Here is a 20,222-nt window from a genome sequence, read left to right as displayed (position 1 = left end):
GCAGCCGGGATAGCCCCGCATACAACGCCCGGCACGCGCCGGGCGTTTCGCTGTGCGCCGAAACCAAGCGTAGCCGGTCCGGGGCTTATACACTGTGCGCTTTCGCCCTTCCGGGCCAACCCGACACGAGTGCACGCATGACCGCCCTACCTTCCCTGCGCCTGCCCGCCGAATGGGAGCCGCAATCCGCCGTCCTGATCGCCTGGCCGCATGCCGGCACCGACTGGGCCGAGCGACTGGGCGAGGTGGAAACCACCTATGTGGCACTGGCGGCCGCCATCGTGCGCTTCGAGGCGCTGGTCATCGTGGTGGCCGATGACCCCGTGCATGCACAGGCCCGGACCCTGCTGCAGGAAGCTGGCGTCGATACCGCGCGCATCCGCTTCGTCCAGCAGCCCTACGATGACACCTGGCTGCGTGACTCCGGCCCGATCACGCTGACCGACGACGACGGCCTGTTCCAGCTCACCGACTTCCGCTTCACCGGCTGGGGCGGCAAGTTCGGCGCCGAGCGCGACGACGCACTGATCGCCGGCCTGGTGCGCGAAGGCGTGTTCGGCCAGGCCTCGCACCGGCGCATCGACTGGGCACTGGAAGGCGGCGGCATCGAAAGCGATGGCGCAGGCACCGTGCTGACCACCTGGCGCTGCCTGCACCAGCGGCATCCCGAACAGACCCGCGAAGCGATGGACGCCATCCTGCTCGACGGGCTGCATGCCGGACGCATCCTGTGGCTCGACTACGGCTACCTGGAGGGCGACGACACCGACGCCCACATCGACACCCTCGCCCGCTTCGCCCCCGCCAAGCACATCGTGTTCCAGGCCTGCGACGACGCCAGCGATCCGCACCATACCGAGCTGCAGCACATGGCCGACGAGCTGGCCGCGCTGCGCACCCGCGACGGCCAGCCCTACACGCTGCATCCCTTGCCCTGGGCGCAGCCGATCCTCGATCAGGGCCGGCGTCTGGCGGCATCCTACGCCAACTACCTGATCGTCAACGGTGCCGTACTGGTGCCCGCCTATGGCGACGCGGCAGACGACGAAGCCGCGCGCATCATCGGCGAGGCCCATCCGGGCCGCGAGGTGGTCCAGGTGCCCTGCCGCCCGCTGATCTGGCAGAACGGCAGCCTGCACTGCATCACCATGCAGTTGCCCGCCGGACTGGCGGACTGAACCACGCCGGCCCCTGCCCGGGTCGGCCTTCCATGCACGAAGGAACCCGAGCATGCTGCGATTGTTAGCACTGACATTCGCCACCGTCCTTGCCGGCCAGGCCCATGCCCACGGCTTTCACCTGCAGGTGAAAGGTCCACTGACTGTCCGCAACAGCTTCGACGGTGCCGGCTGCCACGGCGACAACCAGCGGCCGGCGATGCGCTGGACCGGTGCACCAGCGGCGACCCGCAGCTTTGCCATCACCGTCCACGACCCGGATGCCGGCGGCGCCGGCTGGTGGCACTGGGTGGTGTTCGACCTGCCCCGTAGCCTGCATGGGCTGTCGTCCGGAGCACCCGTACCGGCCGCGTCGCGCTCGTCGCACAACGACTTCGGCCCTGTTGGCTGGGGCGGCCCCTGCCCACCGACGGGCGACGCACCCCATCACTACGTATTCACTGTGTACGCACTCGACGTCGACGTGTTGCCGCTGCCATCCGGCGCCAGCGCGACGACAGCCGATGCAGCCATCCGCCGACATGCGCTGGGCCAGGCCCGCGCCACGCTGACCTATGGCCGCTAGCGACGTCAGGTGTCACGGCAGATCACGCCTCGTCCGCTACAATCGACGCTTTAGACACTGGTAGCGACAGGAATCACCGGCATGACCCGCAAGCCTCTCAAGGTCGCCCTGCTGCAGGAAACCGATCGCGGCAGCCGCGACGCCAACCTCGACGCCATCGAAGCGGGCCTGCGCGAAGCCGCTGGCGCCGGCGCCGAATTGGTGCTGCTGCAGGAACTGCACAATGGCGCGTATTTCTGCCAGCACGAGTCGGTGGACGAATTCGACCGTGCCGAACGCATTCCCGGCCCCAGCACCGAACGCATCGGCGCGCTGGCCGCGGAACTGAAACTGGTAGTGGTCGCCTCGCTGTTCGAGAAGCGCGCGGCCGGGCTGTATCACAACACCGCCGTGGTGTTCGACCGCTCAGCCGCCATCGCCGGTACCTACCGGAAGATGCACATTCCGGACGATCCGGCGTTCTACGAGAAGTTCTACTTCACCCCCGGCGACCTGGGTTTCGAACCGATCGACACCTCGATCGGCCGTCTGGGCGTACTGGTGTGCTGGGACCAGTGGTACCCGGAAGCGGCCCGCCTGATGGCGCTGGCCGGTGCCGAGCTGCTGCTGTACCCGACCGCGATCGGCTGGGACCCGAACGATACGCAGGACGAAAAGGACCGCCAGCGCGAAGCGTGGGTGACCGTGCAGCGCGGCCACGCAGTCGCCAACGGCCTGCCGCTGCTGGCCTGCAACCGTACCGGCCACGAAAAGGACGTCTCCGGTGTCGGCGACGGCATCCAGTTCTGGGGAACCAGCTTCGTCGCCGGCCCGCAGGGCGAATTCCTGGCCCGTGCCGGCACCCACGCACGCGAGCTGCTGATCGTGGAAATCGACATGCAGCGCAGCGAGCATGTACGGCGCATCTGGCCCTTCCTGCGCGACCGCCGCATCGATGCCTACGGCGACCTGCTGAAACGGTTCCGCGATTGAGAGCGCAGGACCGCAGCTGAACCGGCATGCGCGCATCGGTTGCCCGCGCGCACGACCGTCCCCATGCAGGAAACACTCTTCAACGGTACGCACGACGCATGAGCCTGGAATCCACCATCGAACCCATTGCGCAGGACGCGCTCCACGACCAGCCCATCGAACGCGTGCATCGCGACGGCGTGGAGTTCGTGGTGCTGGGCACCGCACATGTCTCGCGCAGCAGCATGGAAGCCGTGCAGACCCTGCTTGAACGCGAGTCGTTCGACGCCGTCGCAGTGGAACTGTGCGCCAGCCGTGCGCAGGGCATGCGCGACCCCGAAGCTTTCAAGCAGATGGACCTGTTCCAGATCATCCGCCAGGGCAAGGCCGGCATGGTCGCCGCCAGCTTGGTGCTGTCCTCGTTCCAGAAACGCCTGGCCGACCAGTACGGCATCCAGCCCGGCGCCGAAATGAAGGCAGCCATGGAGGGCGCCGACAGCCGTGGCCTGCCGCTGTGGCTGATTGATCGAGAAGTCGGCACCACACTGAAACGGGCCTGGCACAGCGTGGGCTTCTGGCAGCGTTTCGGCCTGCTTGGCGGCCTGCTCGCCAGCGTGTTCGAGCGCGAGGACATCGAAGAAAGCGAGATCGAAAAGCTGAAGCAGGGCGACATGCTCGAAAGCGCCTTCAGCGAATTCGCCAGCGAATCGGCACCGCTTTACCGCAGCCTGATCGCCGAGCGCGACGCGTTCATGAGCGCGCGCCTGCGCGAGGAGGCCGCAGGAACCACCGACGGCACCCTGCGCCGCGTGCTGGTGGTGATCGGCGCCGGGCACCTCAAGGGCCTGTGCGAGCACCTTCGCAACGACCGCACCGACCCCGCCGCCGAAGCCGCCGAGCTTTCGCGCACACCGCCCAAGGCACGCTGGCCGAAGTGGCTGGCCGCGGGACTGGTGCTGGTGGTGTTCGCGGCCATCGCCTGGGCCTTCCATCGCAATACCGCACTGGGAACCCAGGCCCTGCTGGCATGGGTCCTGTTCACTGGCGGCTTTGCAGCACTGGGCGCCCTGATCGCGGGAGGCCACCCGGCCAGTATCGTCTCCGCCTTCATTGCGGCACCGATCAAACCGTTCCGGCCGGGCATCCCGGCGGGCGGCATCAGCGCCATGACCGAGGCCTGGGTCCGCCGTCCCCGCGTCGCCGACTTCGACGCGCTGCGCGACGACATCGGGCACTGGAAAGGCTGGTGGAAAAACCGTGTGGCGCGCACCCTGCTCAACTTCTTCCTGGTGAGCATGGGCACGATCGTGGGCGAGTACAGCGCCGGCATCCATATCCTGCACAGCGTGTTCTGAGATCCGCCGCCCCGACCCAAACACCCCGCCAGACACCCCGCGCGAGGGTCGACAGGTCGATTCAGGGCGGCGCCTGCAGCCACTTCCGGTACCCGCCGCCGGCACCGTGTCCGGATGCCGGGGGGCGTGTTGTTCCCGTTCTCGCGCTGCGTCTATACTCGAAGGGTGTACCCATCGCAACCATGGGAATCCGCTCGATGAATCGATTGCACTGGCTGGGCCTCGCTGCAGTTTCCGCTTTCCTCATCGTTGGTAACGCACAGGCGACCGGCAACGCGTCCAAGGGACGCACGCTCGTCTACACCTGTGCTGGCTGTCATGGCATCCCCGGATACACCAACGCCTACCCGGACTATCCGGTGCCGAAGATCGCCGGACAGAACGAGCAGTACATCATCAATGCATTGAACGAATACAAGAGCGGCGACCGCACCTACCCCACCATGATGGCGCAGGCGCAAAGCCTATCCGAGCAGAACATCGAGGACATTGCCGCTTATCTGTCCAGCCTGAAGCCGATCAAGTAATTCCGTGGACCAAGGAATCTGCATGAAACGTGCGCTCACTCTGCTCTCGTGCACCGCCGCGCTGATGCTGGCATCGGCACCCTTGCTGGCCGGCGGCAGCATCGCTGCCGGCAAGACCAAGGCGACCACCTGTTTCGCCTGCCATGGCGTCGATGGCAATGCGGTGGACCCGCAGTACCCCCGGCTGGCCGGCCAGTACGACGAATACCTGCAGCAGGCGCTGCATGAGTACAAGGATGGCCGCCGCAACAACCCGATCATGAAGGGCATGGCCGCGACGCTGTCCAATCAGGACATCGAGGACATCGCCGCCTATTTTTCCAGCCTGCCCACCAAGCTGGACACGCTGAAGGGACACATACAAGGCGACTGAGCCGTCCCCACCACGAAAAGCCCGCTTCCTGGCGGGCTTTTCGCAGGGCGACCCGGCAAGCTCAGTCGAGCGCCGAACGACCTTCGTGCTTGCTGTAATAGGGGTTGCTGCCACCGGCATGATCGGTGGCATCGCGCACCGCGGTGACTTCGGGCACGCGTTCGCACAGGGTCTTTTCCACGCCCTGCTTCAGCGTCACATCGACCATCCCGCAACCGTGGCAGCCGCCGCCGAACTGCAGCAGCACCACGCCATCGGCATCCACCTCAAGCAGGGTGACCCGGCCACCATGGGAGGCCAGTCGCGGGTTGATCTCGGCCTCCAGCACATAGCGGACGCGTTCGATCACGCCAGCCTCCATGCCCGGCACCTCGCCCTTGATCTTCGGCGCCCGGATATTGAGCTGCCCGCCGGTCCGGTCCGGCTCGAAATCGATGCTGGCGCCATCCAGCCAGCGGGCGCTGTCGCCCTCGATGTGAAACTCGAAACCCTCGCACTCCAGCGTCCATTCCGAACCGCTCAGTTCGGCAGGCTCGCAGAATTCCAGCTCACAGTTCGCCGTGGGCGTGCCAGGCGTGGTCACGCGCAGCCGGATGCTCAGGCCAGCGATGTCCTGCTGGGCGAGAAGGCGACGAAAGTGCTGCTGCGCGCGTTCGGAAATATCAATCATGCCGGTTCCATCAATGACGCTTGTAGGCAGGCCACGCCAGAGGCACGGCCAAAACAGCACCATTTTAGTCCAGTTTCACCGGACGTGCCCGACTTTGACTTTTCGGCGGCAAGCTTCGACGCTTTGCGACCTTCTTTACTGCTACGGAGAACCGCATGGACACCTCCCGTCTCGCCACCCAGCACTGCCAGCCTCGCAAGGGCAAGGAAAACGCACTCGAACCAGCCACCATCGCCGAACTGATGCCGCAGCTTCCGGGCTGGACCCTGAGCGACGACGGCAAGGCTCTGGTCAAGGATTTCCGCTTCGGGAATTTCCACCAGACACTGGGCTTCATCAATGCGGTGGGTTTCATGGCGAATCACGAGGACCACCATCCGGACATCGAGGCCGGTTACGGTCACTGCCACCTGCTGTGGTCCACCCATGATGTCGGCGGCCTGTCGCTGAACGACTTCATCTGCGCCGCCCGCGTCGAGGCCCTGCTGGAGCACTGATCCCGGGCCTCTGCGCCCCGGTCAATCGGGGCGGAAACGCCCCCGGGCACGCGCCGGTGGTTGCTTGCCCTCGCTGGCAAGGGTATCCAGAAACTGCTTCAGATCATCCGGCAGCGGTGCCGAAAAGCCGTAACTGCGCCCGTCCAGCTCGAAGCTCATGTGCGAGGCATGCAAGAACAGGCGCTGCAGACCATGCTCGCGGAAACGGCGGTTCGCGTCCTTGTCGCCATACTTGGCATCGCCGGCCAGCGGATGGCCGATGTGCGCGGCATGCACGCGGATCTGGTGGGTACGCCCGGTTCCCAGGGTCGCCTGCATCAGACGCGCGCCGGGGTACTGTTCCATCTCGCGGAAAAAGGTGAGCGACGGCTTGCCGTCGTCCGCCACCCGCACCATCCGCTCACCACCCTGCAACACCGACTTGCGCAATGGCGCGTTGACGTCGAACTTCGCCTTGGACGGGTGCCCGACCATCAGGCAGAGATACTGCTTGGTCACCTCGCCGGCACGGATCGCCGCCTGCAAGCCCACCAGGCCGGCCCGGGTGCGGGCGAACACCAGCACGCCGCTGGTATCCCGGTCCAGCCGGTGGACCAGCTCCAGCGACTCGTTCGGTCGCGCCGCCCGCATCAGCTCGATCGCGCCGTGCGTGATGCCGCTGCCACCGTGACTGGCCACGCCCGAGGGCTTGTCGATGACCAGAAAGTGCTTGTCCTCGAAAATCACCCGGTCAGTCAGTTCGGCCATCTGCTCCTGCGAGGGCCCACGTTCGACCGGCTTTTCGGCGACCCGCACCGGCGGCAGCCGCAACGTATCACCCAGCGCGAGACGGGTATCCGGCTTGGCCCGCTTGCCGTTCACGCGCACCTGGCCCGTGCGCAGCAGGCGGTAGATCATGCTCTTGGGTACGCCCTTCAACAGGGTCATCAGGGCGTTGTCGATCCGCTGGCCGTCGCGCTCGGGGCCGATCTCGACTTGACGTACACCGTGAGGTGCGTCAGGGGAAGTTACCGTCTGCATTGAAAAAACCTTGGCGAAATAGGATACTCGGCCGGCGCTATACCCCCGCCGCATCTTGGGCGGCGTGGTACGCCCATCCGTGACGTCGGCGAGGATTGCGCCGGTCGCCTTCCCCGGCAGCCGGTCGCTGCTCTCCCTTTCATCGTAACGGTTCGGGTTGCCGTTTGTCCGCAGCCTTATCGCTGCGGGCGGCTGGCGCGAAGCCACGAATCACCCCGGGGCCGGTAACGGCACCGTTATTTTGCCGCTTTACCGCAGCGGCGCGATCTCCGGCAGGCCGCCCCCAAGGCGCCACCGTGGCACGCGACGCGCGGCAAGCCGAGGAAAACCTACAAATGAAACGCATGTTGATCAACGCAACTCAGCGTGAGGAGTTGCGTGTGGCCATCGTCGATGGCCAGAACCTCTACGATCTCGATATTGAAATCCCTTCCCGCGAACAGAAAAAGGCCAATATCTACAAGGGCCGCATCACTCGCGTCGAACAATCCCTTGAAGCTTGCTTCGTCGACTACGGCGCCGAACGCCACGGCTTCCTGCCGCTGAAGGAAATCGCCCGCAGCTATTTCACGCCGGGCCTGGACCCGCACAAGGCGAACATCCGCGAGCTGCTCAAGGAAGGCCAGGAAGTGGTCGTGCAGGTCGAGAAGGAGGAGCGCGGCAACAAGGGTGCGGCGCTGACCACCTACATCAGCCTTGCCGGCCGCTACATGGTGCTGATGCCGAACAACCCGAAGGCCGGTGGGGTGTCGCGCCGGATCGAGGGCGAGGACCGCCAGGCGCTGAAGGAAGCGCTGGACCACCTCACGGTACCCGACGACATGGGCCTGATCGTGCGCACCGCCGGCATGGGCCGTGACGCCGAGGAACTCCAGTGGGATCTCGACTACCTGCTGCAGTTGTGGAAATCGATTTCCGGCGCGGCCGAGGCGAAGAAGGCTCCGTTCCTGATCTACCAGGAATCGAAGCTGTTCATCCGCGCCCTGCGTGACTACCTGCGCAACGACATCGGCGAAATCCTCATCGACGAGGAATCGCTCTACAACGATGCCCGCGAGTTCATGCAGCAGGTGATGCCCAACGCCCTGCGCAAGCTGAAGCTGTACAAGGAAGACACCCCGCTGTTCTCGCGCTTCCAGATCGAAACGCAGATCGAAAGCGCGTTCGACCGCCAGGTGCGTCTGCCTTCCGGCGGTTCGATCGTGATCGACCAGACCGAAGCGCTGACCGCGATCGACATCAACTCGGCCAAGGCGACCAAGGGCGGTGACATCGAGGAAACCGCCTTCAACACCAACTGCGAAGCAGCTGTCGAGATCGCGCGCCAGTGCCGCATCCGCGACGCTGGCGGCCTGATCGTCATCGACTTCATCGACATGGACAGCCCGCGCCACCAGCGCGAGGTCGAGGAAAAGCTGCGCGACGCGCTGAAGCTCGACCGTGCCCGCGTGCAGATCGGCCGGATCAGCCGCTTCGGCCTGCTCGAGATGTCGCGCCAGCGCCTGCGCCCGAGCCTGGGTGAAGCCACCCAGATCGTCTGCCCGCGCTGCGAAGGCCATGGCCAGATCCGCAGCGTGGAATCGCTGGCACTGTCCACCCTGCGCCTGATCGAAGAACACGCGATGAAGGACAACACCGGCCAGGTGCTGGTGCAGGCACCGCCGACCGTCGCCAACTTCATGCTCAACGAGAAGCGCGCCAGCGTGGTCGAGGTCGAGCTGCGCAACAAGGTGCACGTCGTCATCGTCTCCGACGACAAACTGGAAACGCCGCACATCCACATCCAGCGCATCAAGGAAGCGGAGATGGGCGAGCACAGCAAGCCCAGCTACGAGCGGCTAACCACGGTCGAGGAAGCACCGATTCCGAAGATGGGCCAGACACTGGGCAGCACCGAGCAGCCTGCCGTCTCCGGCGTGGTTCCGGCCTCGCCCGCACCCATCCGCGAGGAAGCCCCGGTACAGCAACAGCCCAAGCCCGCCCCCCGCCGTGCCGCACCGGCGCCCGCCAGCACGGCTCCGCAGGGCGGTGTGATCTCGCGCCTGCTCGGCTGGTTCCGCGGCAGCGACACCACGACCACCCCGGTCGAGAAGACGGAAAAGCCCGCCGAGAAGAGTGACGGTCGCAACCGCAACGCACGCAACGACGAACGCCGCAAGGGTTCCGAAGCTGGCTCCCAGCGCCAGCCCCGTCGCGAAAGCGATGCGTCCGGCAACACCAAGGGTGGTGGTCGCAACTCGCGCCAGCGCAATGCGAACCAGGCGTCGGGTACGCGCCAGCAGGCCGGCACCAAGCAGGAACGCCAGCCGAAGGCGGCTACCGAGAGCCAGGGCAACAACACCGAACGCAAGCAGCCAAATGCGCAGCCCAAGGCGGAACGCACCCCGCGTGCGGCACCTGCAGCCGAGCCGCGTCAGGCCGCACCTGCCCCAGCTGCCGTCAACCCGGCCGACAACAGCAAGCCGGTCGACGCGGCCAAGCCAGCCGCTGTCGAGGCAGCACCCGGCAGTGCCGAGGCCCCGGCCGACAACGAAGGCTCGACGTCGCGTCGCCGCCGTGGCCGCCGCGGTGGCCGCCGCCGCCGCCGCCATGACGAGAGCGCCATCGCCGGAGCACCGCTGGACACCGAGCAGGCCAAAGCGCTGGACGATGAAGATCGCGATGGCACCGCGCCCACTGCGGACAGTGCCCCGCGCAACGAGGCACGCGCAAGCACGCCCCGCGCCAGCAAGCCAGCCGCTGAGGCCGATGTCTCAGTCGCACCCGCTGCAGCCACGCAAGCGTCGACTCCAGCACCCAAGCCAGCCGATCAGGCCGAGCAGCAGCCACGCGACACCTCGCCACGACCGGCTCCGGCCAGCGCACCGGCCAGCTTCCAGTTGCCCACGCTTCCGCCGATCCCGTCGGCTGCTGCACCAGCATCGGCCGCGCCGGTAGCCGCACCTTCGTTGGCCACAACCGAGACAAGCAGGCCGACCAAGCCGGAGGTTTCGGTTTCGGCTCCGGTTTCGGCTCCGGTTTCGGCTCCGGTTTCGGCTCCGGTTTCGGCTCCGGTTTCGGCTCCGGTTTCGGCTCCGGTTTCGGCTCCGGTTTCGGCTCCGGTTTCGGCTCCGGTTTCGGCTCCGGTTTCGGCTCCGGTTTCGGCTCCGGTTTCGGCTCCGGTTTCGGCTCCGGTTTCGGCTCCGGTTTCGGCTCCGGTCTCGGCTCCGGTCTCGGCTCCGGTCTCGGCTCCGGTCTCGGCTCCGGTCTCGGCTCCGGTTTCGGCTCCGGCTCCGGCTCCGGTCTCGGCTCCGGCTCCGGCTCCGGCTCCGGTCTCGGCCCCTGCACCGAACCCGGCGGCTAAGCCGGCACAAGGCGACCTGCTTGGTGAGCCCCGCCACACGACGACGTCATCGACAACGGGCACAGCAGAAAAGCCTCACGCGGACGGAACCGCCAGCCCAGGCACGCCGTCGCAGTCCTGATCAGCAGGCTGAGGCCATAAGCAGAAAAGGCCGGACATTTGTCCGGCCTTTTTCGTGGAGGCATCCTGCTGCCCTGGCTAACTTCCGACCTGCTGGTTGTGCGTATCCAGCAGCCCATGGATCGTCATCAGGTGCGCCAGACTGATCACGTGATCCACCTGCAGCTTCTCCATCAGGCGCTGCTTGTAGGTCGATACGGTTTTCGGGCTCAGGCTGAGCTGCTCACCGATCGAGGTCAGGGGCTTGCCTCGCACCAGCATCATGGCTACTTCCAGTTCACGCGTCGACAAAGCATCGAACGGCGAGTTGTCACCGTCCAGCGTCGCCAGAGCAAGCTGCTGCGCCACCGCGGGCGCCAGATATCGGCGCCCACCTGCTACCTGACGCACGGCTCCAAGCAATTCTTCGGCGGTACAACCCTTGGTCAGGTAGCCAAGCGCCCCCGCGTCCAGCAGTCGCTTCGGAAAGCGCGCATCGTCGACCACAGTGACGACAACGATATGGGTATTCAGATTGGCCCGCGCCACCCTCTCAGTCAGTTCGATACCGCTCATGCCGGGCATGTGCACGTCGACCAGGGCAATGTCCGGCGACAACGAACGAATCAGGCGCAACCCCTCTTCTGCAGTGCCCGCTTCGCCACATACCTCTATGTCTGACTGCTGCTGCAGGATCATCCTGAAACCGGTGCGGACCAGTTCGTGATCGTCGACCAGTACAACATTGATCATTGCTCGTCCTCTCCCTAGATCAGGCATTGGCAAGGTAGGCATGGCCGCATACCCAGTGCAAGGCGACCTTCCCCCTGCCTTGGCACCCGCCGCGCTGACATAGCGCGTAGGAGATCGCCGACATGCTTACTTGCATGCCTTTCGCCGCTGACTTGCTTGGATCGAGCTTAATGCGTTTCAACACTTAGCGGGGATGATTCGCTTTTAATGCCATATAAAATCTTCGGATCCGTCAGCATGACGCAAGCTATTGAACCTTATCGATAAGCTCGCGCCTCGCACCGGCCTTTCGGAAGGTGCTTGCGCGTTACAAACGTCAGGACCCGGGCGTCACGCTGGCGCCCACGCCTAAGGCATGCGCATCACCAAGACCCGGAAAAAAATAAGGGCTCCGCCGAAGCGGAGCCCTTGAGCCTACTAGGGGGTACGGCTCGGGGTATCAGGTGCACCGACATGCAATGACATCCCTGATACCCGACAGTCTGTTACTGCGTGAAATGAGAGCGCTCCGATTTGCCCCGCCAAGGGCATTTATTCGTCGTCAGTCGATCCCGCATGAGACTGCAACCGAGCACTCGTGTCGACTCCCCGTAAATCAGTGCCAAGCTAAATTAGAGGTTGCCGGGTCGTTCTGAAGTCGGAATTCGACGGGCGTGAGCCCGTCGAGGCTGTCGTGGGGAATCTCGTTGTTGTAGTCGGCCAGCCACCGTTCCGCGTGCTCACGTACTTCGGTGAGCGTGCGGAAGATGTACATGTCGAGCACGCCACGGCGGAAGCTGCCGTTGAAACGCTCGATGAAGCCGTTTTGCATGGGCCTGCCGGGCTCGATGAAGTCCAGAGTGATGCCTTTGCGCTCGGCCCATTCGGCCAGCGCCAGTGCGATGAATTCCGGCCCGTTGTCCAGGCGAAGCTTGGCCGGATAGCCGCGCCAGGCCGCAATCCGCTCCAGCGTGCGGATGACACGCGTGGCGGGCAGGTTGAGGTCGACCTCGATGGCCAGTGCTTCGCGACTGAAGTCGTCAATCACGTTGAACGTCCGGAAGCGCCGCCCATCCCACAGGGCGTCGGACATGAAGTCGATCGACCAACTAGCGTTGATCTGCTCGCCAGCCGCCAAGGGCATCGGATGCCGGTTCGGTACACGCTTCTTGCCGCGTCGGCGGCGATTGAGTTGCATCCGGCAATACACGCGCCACACCCTCTTGTGGTTCCACACCAGACCGCGGCGTCGAATCAGCTGAAACAGCTTGCCGAAGCCACGCTCTGGAAACCGTTCCGCCAGTTCAGCGAGCAGCGCAATCACTTCCTCGTCCCGATCCGGTCGGCGGCGGTAACGCGCCGTTGATCGCGACAAGCCCATCGCCGAACAAGCCCGGCGCTCGCTCCAGCCGTAGTGATTCATCAACCACGTCAGCAGCGGGCGCTTGTGCGCCGGGTCTACAACTTTTTTGCAATCAGATCCTTCAGCGCGTGGTTCTCCATCGCCAGCTCGGCATACATCCGCTTGAGCTTGGCGTGCTCCGCCTCGACGTCGCGCAGCCGCTGTATGTCGGACGCTTCCATCCCGCCATACTTGGACTTCCACACGTAGTACGTGGCGTCCGATATGCCCAACTCGCGGCACACATCTTTGACCTGCCGACCGCCTTCGACCTGCTTCAGCGTCGCGACGATCTGACTTTCGGTGAACTTGCTCTTGCGCATCTTCGGTCTCCTTGGGGCTAGTTTGCCCGGAGACCTCCAGTTATGCCTGGATCAAGATTACGGGGAGTCGACAGCGGGACCCGGTACGTAGCGAGATGGCCTACCGGCGCCAGGCCGGTCCCAAGAAGCTTGATGGACACATTGAGTGGCTACGGCAAGCGGTAGAGACCGACGCGCGGCGTCCGCGCAAGGAACGGCGCACGGCGTTGTTCCTCTACACCCAGCTTCAGGCCCAGGGTTTCACCGGCAGCTACAGTCGGGTAACCGAGGCGATACGAGCCTGGCGGGCGGAGGCGGGAACGGTGACGGCCCGCGCGGCCTACGTCCCGCTGCAGTTCGAGTGGGGCGAGGCGTTCCAGTTCGACTGGAGCGAGGAAGGGATCGTGATCGGCGGCGTCTGGCGCAAGATCCAGCTGGCACACATGAAGCTTTGTGCCTCGCGAGCGTTCTGGCTGGTGGCGTATCCGACGCAGAGTCACGAGATGCTGTTCGATGCCCACCTGCGTTGCCTGACGGGCTTGGGTGGCATTGCCCGGCGCGGGATCTACGACAACATGAAGACGGCGGTGGACCGCGTGCCAGGGCGCGGCAAGGCGCGGATCGTCAACGCCCGTTTCGCCGCGATGACCGCGCACTATTTGATCGATCCGGACTTCTGCAACGTGGCCAGCGGTTGGGAGAAGGGCCGTGTCGAGAAGGGCGTCTAGGACAGCCGGCGGCGGATCTGGCAGGCCGCCCTGGAACAGCGCTTTTCCAGCTTCGCCGAGCTCAACGTCTGGCTGGCGACGCACTGCATCGAAGCACGCCGTGCGGCGCATCCGGAACATCCAGGCATGACCATCGCCGAAGCGCTGGAGCACGAGCAGGCCCACCTGATGCCGATGCCCGCGCCCTTCGATGGCTACATCGAGTCGCCGGCGCGGGTATCGAGCACCTGCCTGGTGACGGTGGCGCGCAACCGTTACTCGGTCCCCTGTGCCTGGGCCGGGCATCGGGTCAGCGTGAGGCTGTATCCCGAGCGGGTCGTCGTCGTGGCCGAGCAGGCAGTGATTGCCGAGCATCCACGCGCCATCGAACGCGACCATGTGGTGTACGACTGGCGGCACTACGTGCCGTTGGTGGAGCGCAAGCCGGGCGCGTTGCGCAATGGCGCCCCCTTTGCGGAGATGCCGGACCCGTTGAAGCAGTTGAGCCGTGCCCTGCTGCGCCGCCAGGGCGGTGACCGAGTCATGGCCCAGGTGCTGGGCGCCGTCCCGCAGCACGGCCTGGAGGCCGTGCTGGTAGCCGTCGAACTGGTACTGGAGTCCGGCCGGCCCAGCGCCGAGCATGTGCTGAATCTCCTGGCGCGCCTGCGCGAAGGTCCGCCACCGTCACCCGTCGCAACGTCCCTGACCGTCGCGGTCGCCCCGACCTGCGACACCCAGCGCTACGACGCGCTGCACACGGAGGTGACCCATGACTGACCTGATCACCGCGCTCAAGGGGCTACGTTTATACGGCATGGCCAATGGCTACGCCGAGGCCCTGCAGAACGGCAGCAACGTGGAGTTGCAGCAGACCGAGTGGCTCTTGCGGCATCTGGTCCAGGCCGAGCAGACCGACCGCGGTCTGCGCTCGATCCGCTACCAGATGCAGGCCGCACGCTTCCCGATCCACCGCGACCTGGCCGGTTTCGACTTCGAGCAGTCCAAGGTCGATCGGCGCCAGATCGAGCCGTTCGCGACACTCGCCTTCACCGAGCGTGCGGAGAATATCGTCCTGATCGGTGGTACCGGCACCGGCAAGACGCATCTGGCCACCGCCCTCGGCGTCCAGGCCATCACCCAGCATGCCAAGCGTGCGCGCTTCTTCTCGACGATCGAGCTGGTGAACCAACTGGAACAGGAGAAGGCGGCCGGTCGTGCCGGGCGGCTCGCGAACCAGCTGATGCACCTGGATCTGGTGATCCTCGATGAGCTCGGCTACCTGCCGTTCTCGCAAGCCGGTGGCGCCTTGCTCTTCCACCTGCTCTCACGGCTCTACGAGCACACCAGCGTGATCATCACTACCAACCTGGTGTTCGCCGAGTGGGCCAACGTCTTCATCGACGCCAAGCTCACCACCGCGCTGCTCGACCGGCTCACCCACCACTGCCACATCATCGAAACCGGCAACGACAGCTACCGCTTCCGGCAGAGCAGCCATCAGGCCAAGGCGCGGATCAAGTCGCGGGAACAGGCCAGGGAGCGGACCAGTACGGAGGGCACCGACGAACCGCTCTGATCCGAACCCAACCGACGCTACACTCCAACCACGCCGAGGGACCTCTCCCTCGGCTTCCATCCCTGGTCAATTTTCAACGCGCAGAGGTGGTCAGTTTTCGGCGAGCGCCAACACCCGGACGACACTAGACGACGAGGCAATAAAAAACCCGCCTAAGTGGCGGGTTTTCCTAGTCTTTCTGGTCCGTATTGGACGTTGCCGGACTATGTATTGGTGCCCAAGAGGGGACTCGAACCCCTACGCCTCTCGGCGCTACCACCTCAAGGTAGTGCGTCTACCAATTCCGCCACCTGGGCAGGTGTCTTGCTTGATCTCAGTGCTTGACCGGAGCACTCGGCACAGTCGATGCGGGCTTCGTCGCCGGTGCTGCCGGGACATCGCTGTTGTTGCTGGTTGCCGCCGGCACTGCCGTCTTGGACGACTCGGCCGGTTTCGTGGGCTGCGCATTCTGCGACTTTGCGGGCTGATTGCCAACCCCCGCCATCACACCGAGGCTGTTGTTGGCACTCTGCGCCGGCGCGCCGCTCACCTTCAGGTAGATACCCATACCCAGGCTGAGCAGGAAGAACAGCGTAGCGAGCACCGCGGTGGCACGCGACAGGAAGTTGGCCGATCCGCGGGCACCGAACACGGTCGCGGAGGCACCCGCGCCGAAGCCCGAACCGGCATCCGCGCCGGCACCGCGCTGCATCAGGATCAGCACGATCATCGCCGCGGCGATCAGGATGTAGAAGACGCTGAAGATAACGAACATGGTGTAATCCGTAGCGCTCAACGCGCCGCGTCGCAGATACCCAGGAAGTCGGAAGCCACAAGCGAGGCACCGCCGATCAACCCGCCATCCACGTCCGGCTGCGCGAACAGTTCCGCGGCATTTGCCGCCTTCACGCTGCCGCCATAAAGCAGCCGCGTCAGACCGGCAATCATAACATCCTCTTTCGCCAGTTGGCTACGGATGAACGCGTGCATCTGCTGTGCCTGCTCGGGTGTGGCGGTGCGTCCGGTACCGATGGCCCACACCGGCTCGTAGGAGATGACCGCCGTGTCGAAACTGGCGATGCCATTGAGTGCCAGCACGGCCTGCAACTGGGCCGCGACCACGGCTTCGGTCTCACCCGCTTCACGCTGCGCAAGGGTTTCGCCGACACACAGGATCGGCGTCAACCCGGCCGCCCGGGCCGCAGCGAACTTGCGTGCTACCAGCTCGCTGCTCTCGGCGTGGTACTGGCGCCGCTCGGAATGTCCCACCAGCGTCCAGCCGGCGCCGACGTCCTTAAGCATCGCGGCGGAGACTTCGCCGGTGTAGGCACCCTGCCCTTCATGGGCGCTGACATCCTGACCACCCACCCCGAACCCTGCCTGCGCGCAGCGCTGCACCACGTCGGAAAGGTAGGGAAAGGGTGGAAACAACAGGACGTCGATGCCCGAGGGAGCACCGGCAAGGAGCTCGTCGACCAGGCCGGCAACCATCGAATGGCTGCCATGCATCTTCCAGTTGCCTGCGACCAATTTCTTGCGCATGCGATATTCCGTAGCGAGAAAAGCGCGAAGGGTACCCAGCGTCCCGGTTTCGGGCAATCAGGCAGGTGGCCATGCGATGATGCCCGCCTGTCCCTGCGGATACCACCATGTCGCAAGATCGCCCACTGAGTCTAGTCACCGGCGCCTCGTCCGGTATCGGCGCCGCCTTTGCCCAGGCCCTCGCCGCACGCGGACACGATCTGGTGCTGACCGCGCGCAGGGCCGATCGCCTGGAAGCGCTGGCCGAATCATTGCGCCAGTCGCACGCATGCCAGGTGACGGTGCTTGCCGCCGACCTGGCCGCCCCCGCCGCACCGAAGGCACTATGCGAAGCGTTGCAGCAGCGTGGCCTGGCCGTCGACTGGCTGATCAACAACGCCGGCTATGGCGTACCCGGCAGCTTCACGGGCAACGCCTGGCAGATCCATGCGGACTTCCTGCAGGTGCTGCTGACCGCACCGACCGAGCTGGCCTGGCTGCTGTTGCCCGGCATGCGCGAGCGCGGCTACGGCCGCATCGTCAACGTGGCTTCGCTGGCCGGCCACGTGCCGGGCACGGCAGGTCATACGCTGTACGCGGCAAGCAAGTCCTACCTGATCCGCTTTTCCGAATCGCTGGCGCTGGAAAACCGCGACCGCAACGTGCATGTCTGCGCACTGTGTCCCGGCTTCACCTATTCCGAATTCCATGACGTCACCGGTACCCGCACCTTGATGAACAAGCTGCCCGGTTTCATGTGGCAGAGCGCGGAGGCCGTGGTGGCCGAAGGCATCGCGGCGGTGGAACACGGTGACGCGGTACACGTCACCGGTCGGGTCAACCGCACGATCAAGGCCATCTTCAAGCTGGTGCCGGACCGCCTGGCGCGCGCACTCTCGGCACGCCAGGCGAAGCGCTATCGCCAGTTCGACGAGTAGCCTGCAATGGACACGTCCGCGCCAGCCGACGGCACTAGATCAGCTTGATCTCGCGCAGGCGCTGCAGCAGGTACTCGTGCGACGAGATCGAGGTGTCGTAGCGCGACGGGTTGTCTGGAGTCACGCACTGCGGCAGCGGATCGAGCATCACGTCGGGGTTCGGATGCAGGAAGAACGGCACCGAATAGCGCGGCTTGCGCGCGTTGGCATTCGGCGGATTCACCACGCGATGGGTGGTGGACGGATACACGTGATTGGTCAGCCGCTGCAGCATGTCGCCGATGTTCACCACGATGGCATCGCCTTCGGTGGTGATCGGCAGCCACTCGCCCTCGCGGGTGAACACCTCCAGGCCTTCCGCGCTGGCACCGACCAGCAGGGTGATGAGGTTGATGTCCTCGTGCGCACCGGCACGCACGTTGGGCAGGTTGTCTTCGGTGATCGGCGGATAGTGGATCGGTCGCAGGATCGAATTGCCCTGGTCGGTCTTGTCCTCGAAATAGGTCTCGGGCAAGTCGATATGCAGCGCCAGCGCACGCAGCACGCGGCTGCCGAGCCGGTCCAGCGCGTCGAACAGGCCGTAGCCGTATTCGCGGAAACCGTCCACCTCGGAAGGCCACAGGTTGGCCGGCATCAACGCGGCGAATTTCGAGTCACGCGGAATCTCGCGCCCGACGTGCCAGAACTCCTTCAGGTCCGGATAGCGGCTGTCCTTGGCCGTCTCCACCTTGAACGGGGTGTAGCCGCGTGCGCCGCCGGAACCGGCCACGTGATACTTCATCTTGGTTTCGGCCGGCAGCGCGAAGAAGCGCTTGAAGACATCGTAGGCCCCGTCGACCAGCGACGGTTCGATACCGTGACCGCTGATGCAGCAGAAGCCGAACTCGCGATAGGCCGCACCCAGCTCGGCGACGAAGGCGTCGCGGTCGGTGTCGTAACGACGGATGTCGAGGGTCGGAACGTTTTTCATGGGCTCAAGTCCAGGTAGGCGTGCGGTCGATTTGTGATCCGCCACCGCAGGGGCGGTGCACGTCGGGCCAATCCTTGGCGACCTGGTCCGGGCTGTCATGGGGCAGGCGCGCGGCGCCTGCTGGTTCACGAGCGTTCTGCTTCCGATTTTACGACGTCGGCCAGGCGCTTCGCCATCTGCTGCACTTCGACCGCATCGGCCGCTTCCACGGTCACGCGTACCAGCGGCTCGGTACCCGAGGGGCGCAGCACGACCCGGCCACGTCCGTGCAGGATGCGCTCGACCTCGGCCAGGGTTTCGCGCACGGCGTCGCTGGACAGCGCCTGGCGTGCCCCCTCGGCGCGCACGTTCAGCATGATCTGCGGCAACTTGTGCAGCCCCTTGCGCACCTCGGCCAGGTCCTCGCCGGCCAGCGACAGCGCTTCCAGCACGGCCAGCGCCGCCACGATGCCGTCGCCGGTGGACGCGCGGTCCAGGCACAGGATGTGGCCCGACGTCTCGCCACCCAGCACACCGCCATGTTCCTTCAGCTGCTGCAGCACGTAGCGGTCGCCCACGTTGGCGCGCACCAGCGTGGTGCCGAGTGCATCCAGCGCCTGCTGCAGACCGTAATTGCTCATCAGCGTGCCGACTACCGGCCCTCGCAGCAGGCCGCGGCCGTGCCAGCTCCGGGCCAGTACGTAAAGAATGTCGTCGCCATCGGCGAGCACGCCATGCCGATCCACCAGCTGCACACGGTCGCCGTCACCGTCGAAGGCGATGCCCAGGTCGGCCTGTTGCGCCACGACGGCATCCTGCAGTGCCTGCGGATGGGTGGAGCCGACGTCCCGGTTGATGTTGAAGCCGTCGGGCTGGTCGCCGATGACGGTCACATCCGCTCCCAGCTCGGCAAAGACCTTCGGTGCGACCTGGTAGGTGGCGCCATTGGCGCAGTCCAGCACCATCCGGATACCGGCCAGGCTGAAGTCCTCGCCGACCGTCGTCTTGCAGAACTCGGCGTAGCGGGTAACCGCATCGCTGATGCGCACCACCTTGCCGAGCTGGTCGGACTCGACCGTGCTGAAGTCGGCATCCACCTCGCGTTCGATCGCCAGCTCCACCTCGTCCGCCAGCTTCTCGCCACTGGCGGAGAAGAACTTGATGCCGTTGTCGTGATGCGGGTTGTGCGAGGCACTGATGACGATGCCGGCATCCGCGCGCAGGCTGCGAGTGAGGAAGGCCACGGCCGGCGTGGGCATGGGCCCGAGCAGCCTGACATCGGCACCCGCCGCCACCAGACCGGCCTCCAGCGCGGACTCGAACATGTAGCCGGAAACCCGCGTGTCCTTGCCGATCAGCACCAGCGGATGAGCTCCGCCGCGCCGTTCGCGTGCGGCCAGGACCGCACCCAGCGCGCGCCCCAGTTTCAGCATGAAGTCTGCGCTGATCGGCCACTGGCCTACCCGACCGCGGATGCCGTCGGTACCGAAATACTTGCGTTGGCTCATGCGCGTGCCCTTCTGAGAATGCTTCCAACC

18 protein-coding genes, 1 tRNA gene and 1 pseudogene are annotated in these 20,222 nt (G+C 65.4%); 11 read left to right on the top strand and 9 right to left on the bottom strand.

Annotated features, from left to right (window positions below):
• Positions 1-137 precede the first annotated feature (137 nt).
• The 6 genes from RA164_RS06170 to RA164_RS06145 all read left to right on the top strand — a co-directional run bounded on the left by RA164_RS06170 (position 138) and on the right by RA164_RS06145 (position 4,949).
• Complete coding sequence (locus tag RA164_RS06170; protein WP_329743085.1) at positions 138-1,178, top strand: agmatine deiminase family protein; 1,041 nt, start codon at positions 138-140, stop codon at positions 1,176-1,178.
• 52 nt (positions 1,179-1,230) lie between these two features.
• The gene (locus tag RA164_RS06165) at positions 1,231-1,743 is read left to right on the top strand and encodes a YbhB/YbcL family Raf kinase inhibitor-like protein (RefSeq protein WP_329743084.1); all 513 of its coding nucleotides are present in this window, start codon (positions 1,231-1,233) and stop codon (positions 1,741-1,743) included.
• 81 nt (positions 1,744-1,824) lie between these two features.
• Positions 1,825-2,715, top strand: coding sequence for a carbon-nitrogen hydrolase (locus tag RA164_RS06160; RefSeq protein ID WP_329743083.1), 891 nt, complete (start codon positions 1,825-1,827; stop codon positions 2,713-2,715).
• A gap of 98 nt (positions 2,716-2,813) precedes the next feature.
• Positions 2,814-4,049 (top strand): TraB/GumN family protein, encoded by a 1,236-nt coding sequence (locus tag RA164_RS06155; RefSeq protein WP_329743082.1) that lies wholly within the window; start codon positions 2,814-2,816, stop codon positions 4,047-4,049.
• 197 nt (positions 4,050-4,246) lie between these two features.
• A complete protein-coding gene (locus tag RA164_RS06150) occupies positions 4,247-4,576 on the top strand; it encodes a c-type cytochrome (protein ID WP_329743081.1) in 330 nt (109 codons plus the stop codon).
• A 22-nt stretch (positions 4,577-4,598) separates the two neighbouring features.
• Entirely contained in the window at positions 4,599-4,949 is a 351-nt protein-coding gene (locus RA164_RS06145; protein ID WP_329743080.1) for a c-type cytochrome, read from the top strand.
• A 61-nt stretch (positions 4,950-5,010) separates the two neighbouring features.
• On the opposite strand, the gene RA164_RS06140 is transcribed toward RA164_RS06145, so the two are convergent.
• Positions 5,011-5,619 (bottom strand): NfuA family Fe-S biogenesis protein, encoded by a 609-nt coding sequence (locus RA164_RS06140; protein WP_329743079.1) that lies wholly within the window; start codon positions 5,617-5,619, stop codon positions 5,011-5,013.
• A gap of 155 nt (positions 5,620-5,774) precedes the next feature.
• Between RA164_RS06140 and RA164_RS06135 the strand changes: the two genes are divergently transcribed.
• A complete protein-coding gene (locus tag RA164_RS06135) occupies positions 5,775-6,116 on the top strand; it encodes a 4a-hydroxytetrahydrobiopterin dehydratase (protein WP_329743078.1) in 342 nt (113 codons plus the stop codon).
• Positions 6,117-6,137: 21 nt separating this feature from the next.
• On the opposite strand, the gene RA164_RS06130 is transcribed toward RA164_RS06135, so the two are convergent.
• Positions 6,138-7,136 carry an RluA family pseudouridine synthase gene (locus RA164_RS06130; RefSeq protein WP_329743077.1) on the bottom strand — a complete coding sequence of 333 codons (999 nt, stop codon included), beginning with the start codon at positions 7,134-7,136 and terminating at the stop codon, positions 6,138-6,140.
• A 335-nt stretch (positions 7,137-7,471) separates the two neighbouring features.
• On the opposite strand from RA164_RS06130, the gene RA164_RS06125 reads away from it, so the two are divergent.
• Positions 7,472-10,600, top strand: a complete 3,129-nt coding sequence (locus RA164_RS06125) for an Rne/Rng family ribonuclease (RefSeq protein ID WP_329743076.1) — start codon at positions 7,472-7,474, stop codon at positions 10,598-10,600.
• Positions 10,601-10,677: 77 nt separating this feature from the next.
• On the opposite strand, the gene RA164_RS06120 is transcribed toward RA164_RS06125, so the two are convergent.
• Both RA164_RS06120 and RA164_RS06115 read right to left on the bottom strand, forming a co-directional pair.
• A complete protein-coding gene (locus RA164_RS06120; RefSeq protein ID WP_329743075.1) occupies positions 10,678-11,331 on the bottom strand; it encodes a response regulator in 654 nt (217 codons plus the stop codon).
• 595 nt (positions 11,332-11,926) lie between these two features.
• Positions 11,927-13,035, bottom strand: a protein-coding gene (locus RA164_RS06115; protein WP_329740557.1) for an IS3 family transposase whose coding sequence is annotated in 2 segments (ribosomal slippage) — positions 11,927-12,774 and positions 12,774-13,035 — 1,110 coding nt in all. Because the reading frame shifts where the segments join, the coding sequence is not laid out codon by codon here.
• Positions 13,036-13,115: 80 nt separating this feature from the next.
• Between RA164_RS06115 and istA the strand changes: the two are divergent.
• Positions 13,116-14,498, top strand: a pseudogene (istA, locus tag RA164_RS06110) (IS21 family transposase); the annotation flags it as partial.
• On the top strand, positions 14,491-15,297 hold the full coding sequence (gene istB / locus RA164_RS06105; protein ID WP_329743074.1) for an IS21-like element helper ATPase IstB: 807 nt from the start codon (positions 14,491-14,493) through the stop codon (positions 15,295-15,297). The pseudogene istA and the gene istB, both read left to right, overlap by 8 nt.
• A gap of 211 nt (positions 15,298-15,508) precedes the next feature.
• On the opposite strand, the gene RA164_RS06100 is transcribed toward istB, so the two are convergent.
• The 3 genes from RA164_RS06100 to tpiA form a co-directional block, all read right to left on the bottom strand.
• Positions 15,509-15,593, bottom strand: a tRNA-Leu gene (locus RA164_RS06100).
• 17 nt (positions 15,594-15,610) lie between these two features.
• Positions 15,611-16,051 (bottom strand): preprotein translocase subunit SecG, encoded by a 441-nt coding sequence (gene secG, locus RA164_RS06095; RefSeq protein WP_329743073.1) that lies wholly within the window; start codon positions 16,049-16,051, stop codon positions 15,611-15,613.
• 17 nt (positions 16,052-16,068) lie between these two features.
• A complete protein-coding gene (tpiA, locus tag RA164_RS06090) occupies positions 16,069-16,818 on the bottom strand; it encodes a triose-phosphate isomerase (protein ID WP_329743072.1) in 750 nt (249 codons plus the stop codon).
• Positions 16,819-16,925: 107 nt separating this feature from the next.
• Here tpiA and RA164_RS06085 point away from each other — a divergent pair, with 107 nt between their 5' ends.
• Positions 16,926-17,735: an SDR family NAD(P)-dependent oxidoreductase gene (locus RA164_RS06085; protein ID WP_329743071.1), complete on the top strand. Its 810-nt coding sequence runs from the start codon at positions 16,926-16,928 to the stop codon at positions 17,733-17,735.
• A gap of 34 nt (positions 17,736-17,769) precedes the next feature.
• Here RA164_RS06085 and RA164_RS06080 read toward each other — a convergent pair whose 3' ends face one another.
• Both RA164_RS06080 and glmM read right to left on the bottom strand, forming a co-directional pair.
• Positions 17,770-18,705, bottom strand: coding sequence for an isopenicillin N synthase family dioxygenase (locus RA164_RS06080; protein ID WP_329743070.1), 936 nt, complete (start codon positions 18,703-18,705; stop codon positions 17,770-17,772).
• Between the two features lie 125 nt (positions 18,706-18,830).
• Positions 18,831-20,192: a phosphoglucosamine mutase gene (gene glmM / locus RA164_RS06075; RefSeq protein ID WP_329743069.1), complete on the bottom strand. Its 1,362-nt coding sequence runs from the start codon at positions 20,190-20,192 to the stop codon at positions 18,831-18,833.
• Positions 20,193-20,222 lie beyond the last annotated feature (30 nt).

The sequence above is a fragment of the Dyella sp. A6 genome, assembly GCF_036320485.1.
Taxonomy (GTDB): domain Bacteria; phylum Pseudomonadota; class Gammaproteobacteria; order Xanthomonadales; family Rhodanobacteraceae; genus Rhodanobacter_A; species Rhodanobacter_A aluminiiresistens.
The sequence above is the reverse complement of the archived record's forward strand: the minus strand, read 5'-3'. Positions and strand labels throughout refer to the sequence as shown.

Coding starts and splice junctions, on each gene's coding strand:
- RA164_RS06170 (WP_329743085.1), top strand. CDS start 138: ATGACCGCCCTACCTTCCCTGCGCCTGCCCGCCGAATGGGAGCCGCAA.
- RA164_RS06165 (WP_329743084.1), top strand. CDS start 1,231: ATGCTGCGATTGTTAGCACTGACATTCGCCACCGTCCTTGCCGGCCAG.
- RA164_RS06160 (WP_329743083.1), top strand. CDS start 1,825: ATGACCCGCAAGCCTCTCAAGGTCGCCCTGCTGCAGGAAACCGATCGC.
- RA164_RS06155 (WP_329743082.1), top strand. CDS start 2,814: ATGAGCCTGGAATCCACCATCGAACCCATTGCGCAGGACGCGCTCCAC.
- RA164_RS06150 (WP_329743081.1), top strand. CDS start 4,247: ATGAATCGATTGCACTGGCTGGGCCTCGCTGCAGTTTCCGCTTTCCTC.
- RA164_RS06145 (WP_329743080.1), top strand. CDS start 4,599: ATGAAACGTGCGCTCACTCTGCTCTCGTGCACCGCCGCGCTGATGCTG.
- RA164_RS06140 (WP_329743079.1), bottom strand. CDS start 5,619: ATGATTGATATTTCCGAACGCGCGCAGCAGCACTTTCGTCGCCTTCTC.
- RA164_RS06135 (WP_329743078.1), top strand. CDS start 5,775: ATGGACACCTCCCGTCTCGCCACCCAGCACTGCCAGCCTCGCAAGGGC.
- RA164_RS06130 (WP_329743077.1), bottom strand. CDS start 7,136: ATGCAGACGGTAACTTCCCCTGACGCACCTCACGGTGTACGTCAAGTC.
- RA164_RS06125 (WP_329743076.1), top strand. CDS start 7,472: ATGAAACGCATGTTGATCAACGCAACTCAGCGTGAGGAGTTGCGTGTG.
- RA164_RS06120 (WP_329743075.1), bottom strand. CDS start 11,331: ATGATCAATGTTGTACTGGTCGACGATCACGAACTGGTCCGCACCGGT.
- istB (WP_329743074.1), top strand. CDS start 14,491: ATGACTGACCTGATCACCGCGCTCAAGGGGCTACGTTTATACGGCATG.
- secG (WP_329743073.1), bottom strand. CDS start 16,051: ATGTTCGTTATCTTCAGCGTCTTCTACATCCTGATCGCCGCGGCGATG.
- tpiA (WP_329743072.1), bottom strand. CDS start 16,818: ATGCGCAAGAAATTGGTCGCAGGCAACTGGAAGATGCATGGCAGCCAT.
- RA164_RS06085 (WP_329743071.1), top strand. CDS start 16,926: ATGTCGCAAGATCGCCCACTGAGTCTAGTCACCGGCGCCTCGTCCGGT.
- RA164_RS06080 (WP_329743070.1), bottom strand. CDS start 18,705: ATGAAAAACGTTCCGACCCTCGACATCCGTCGTTACGACACCGACCGC.
- glmM (WP_329743069.1), bottom strand. CDS start 20,192: ATGAGCCAACGCAAGTATTTCGGTACCGACGGCATCCGCGGTCGGGTA.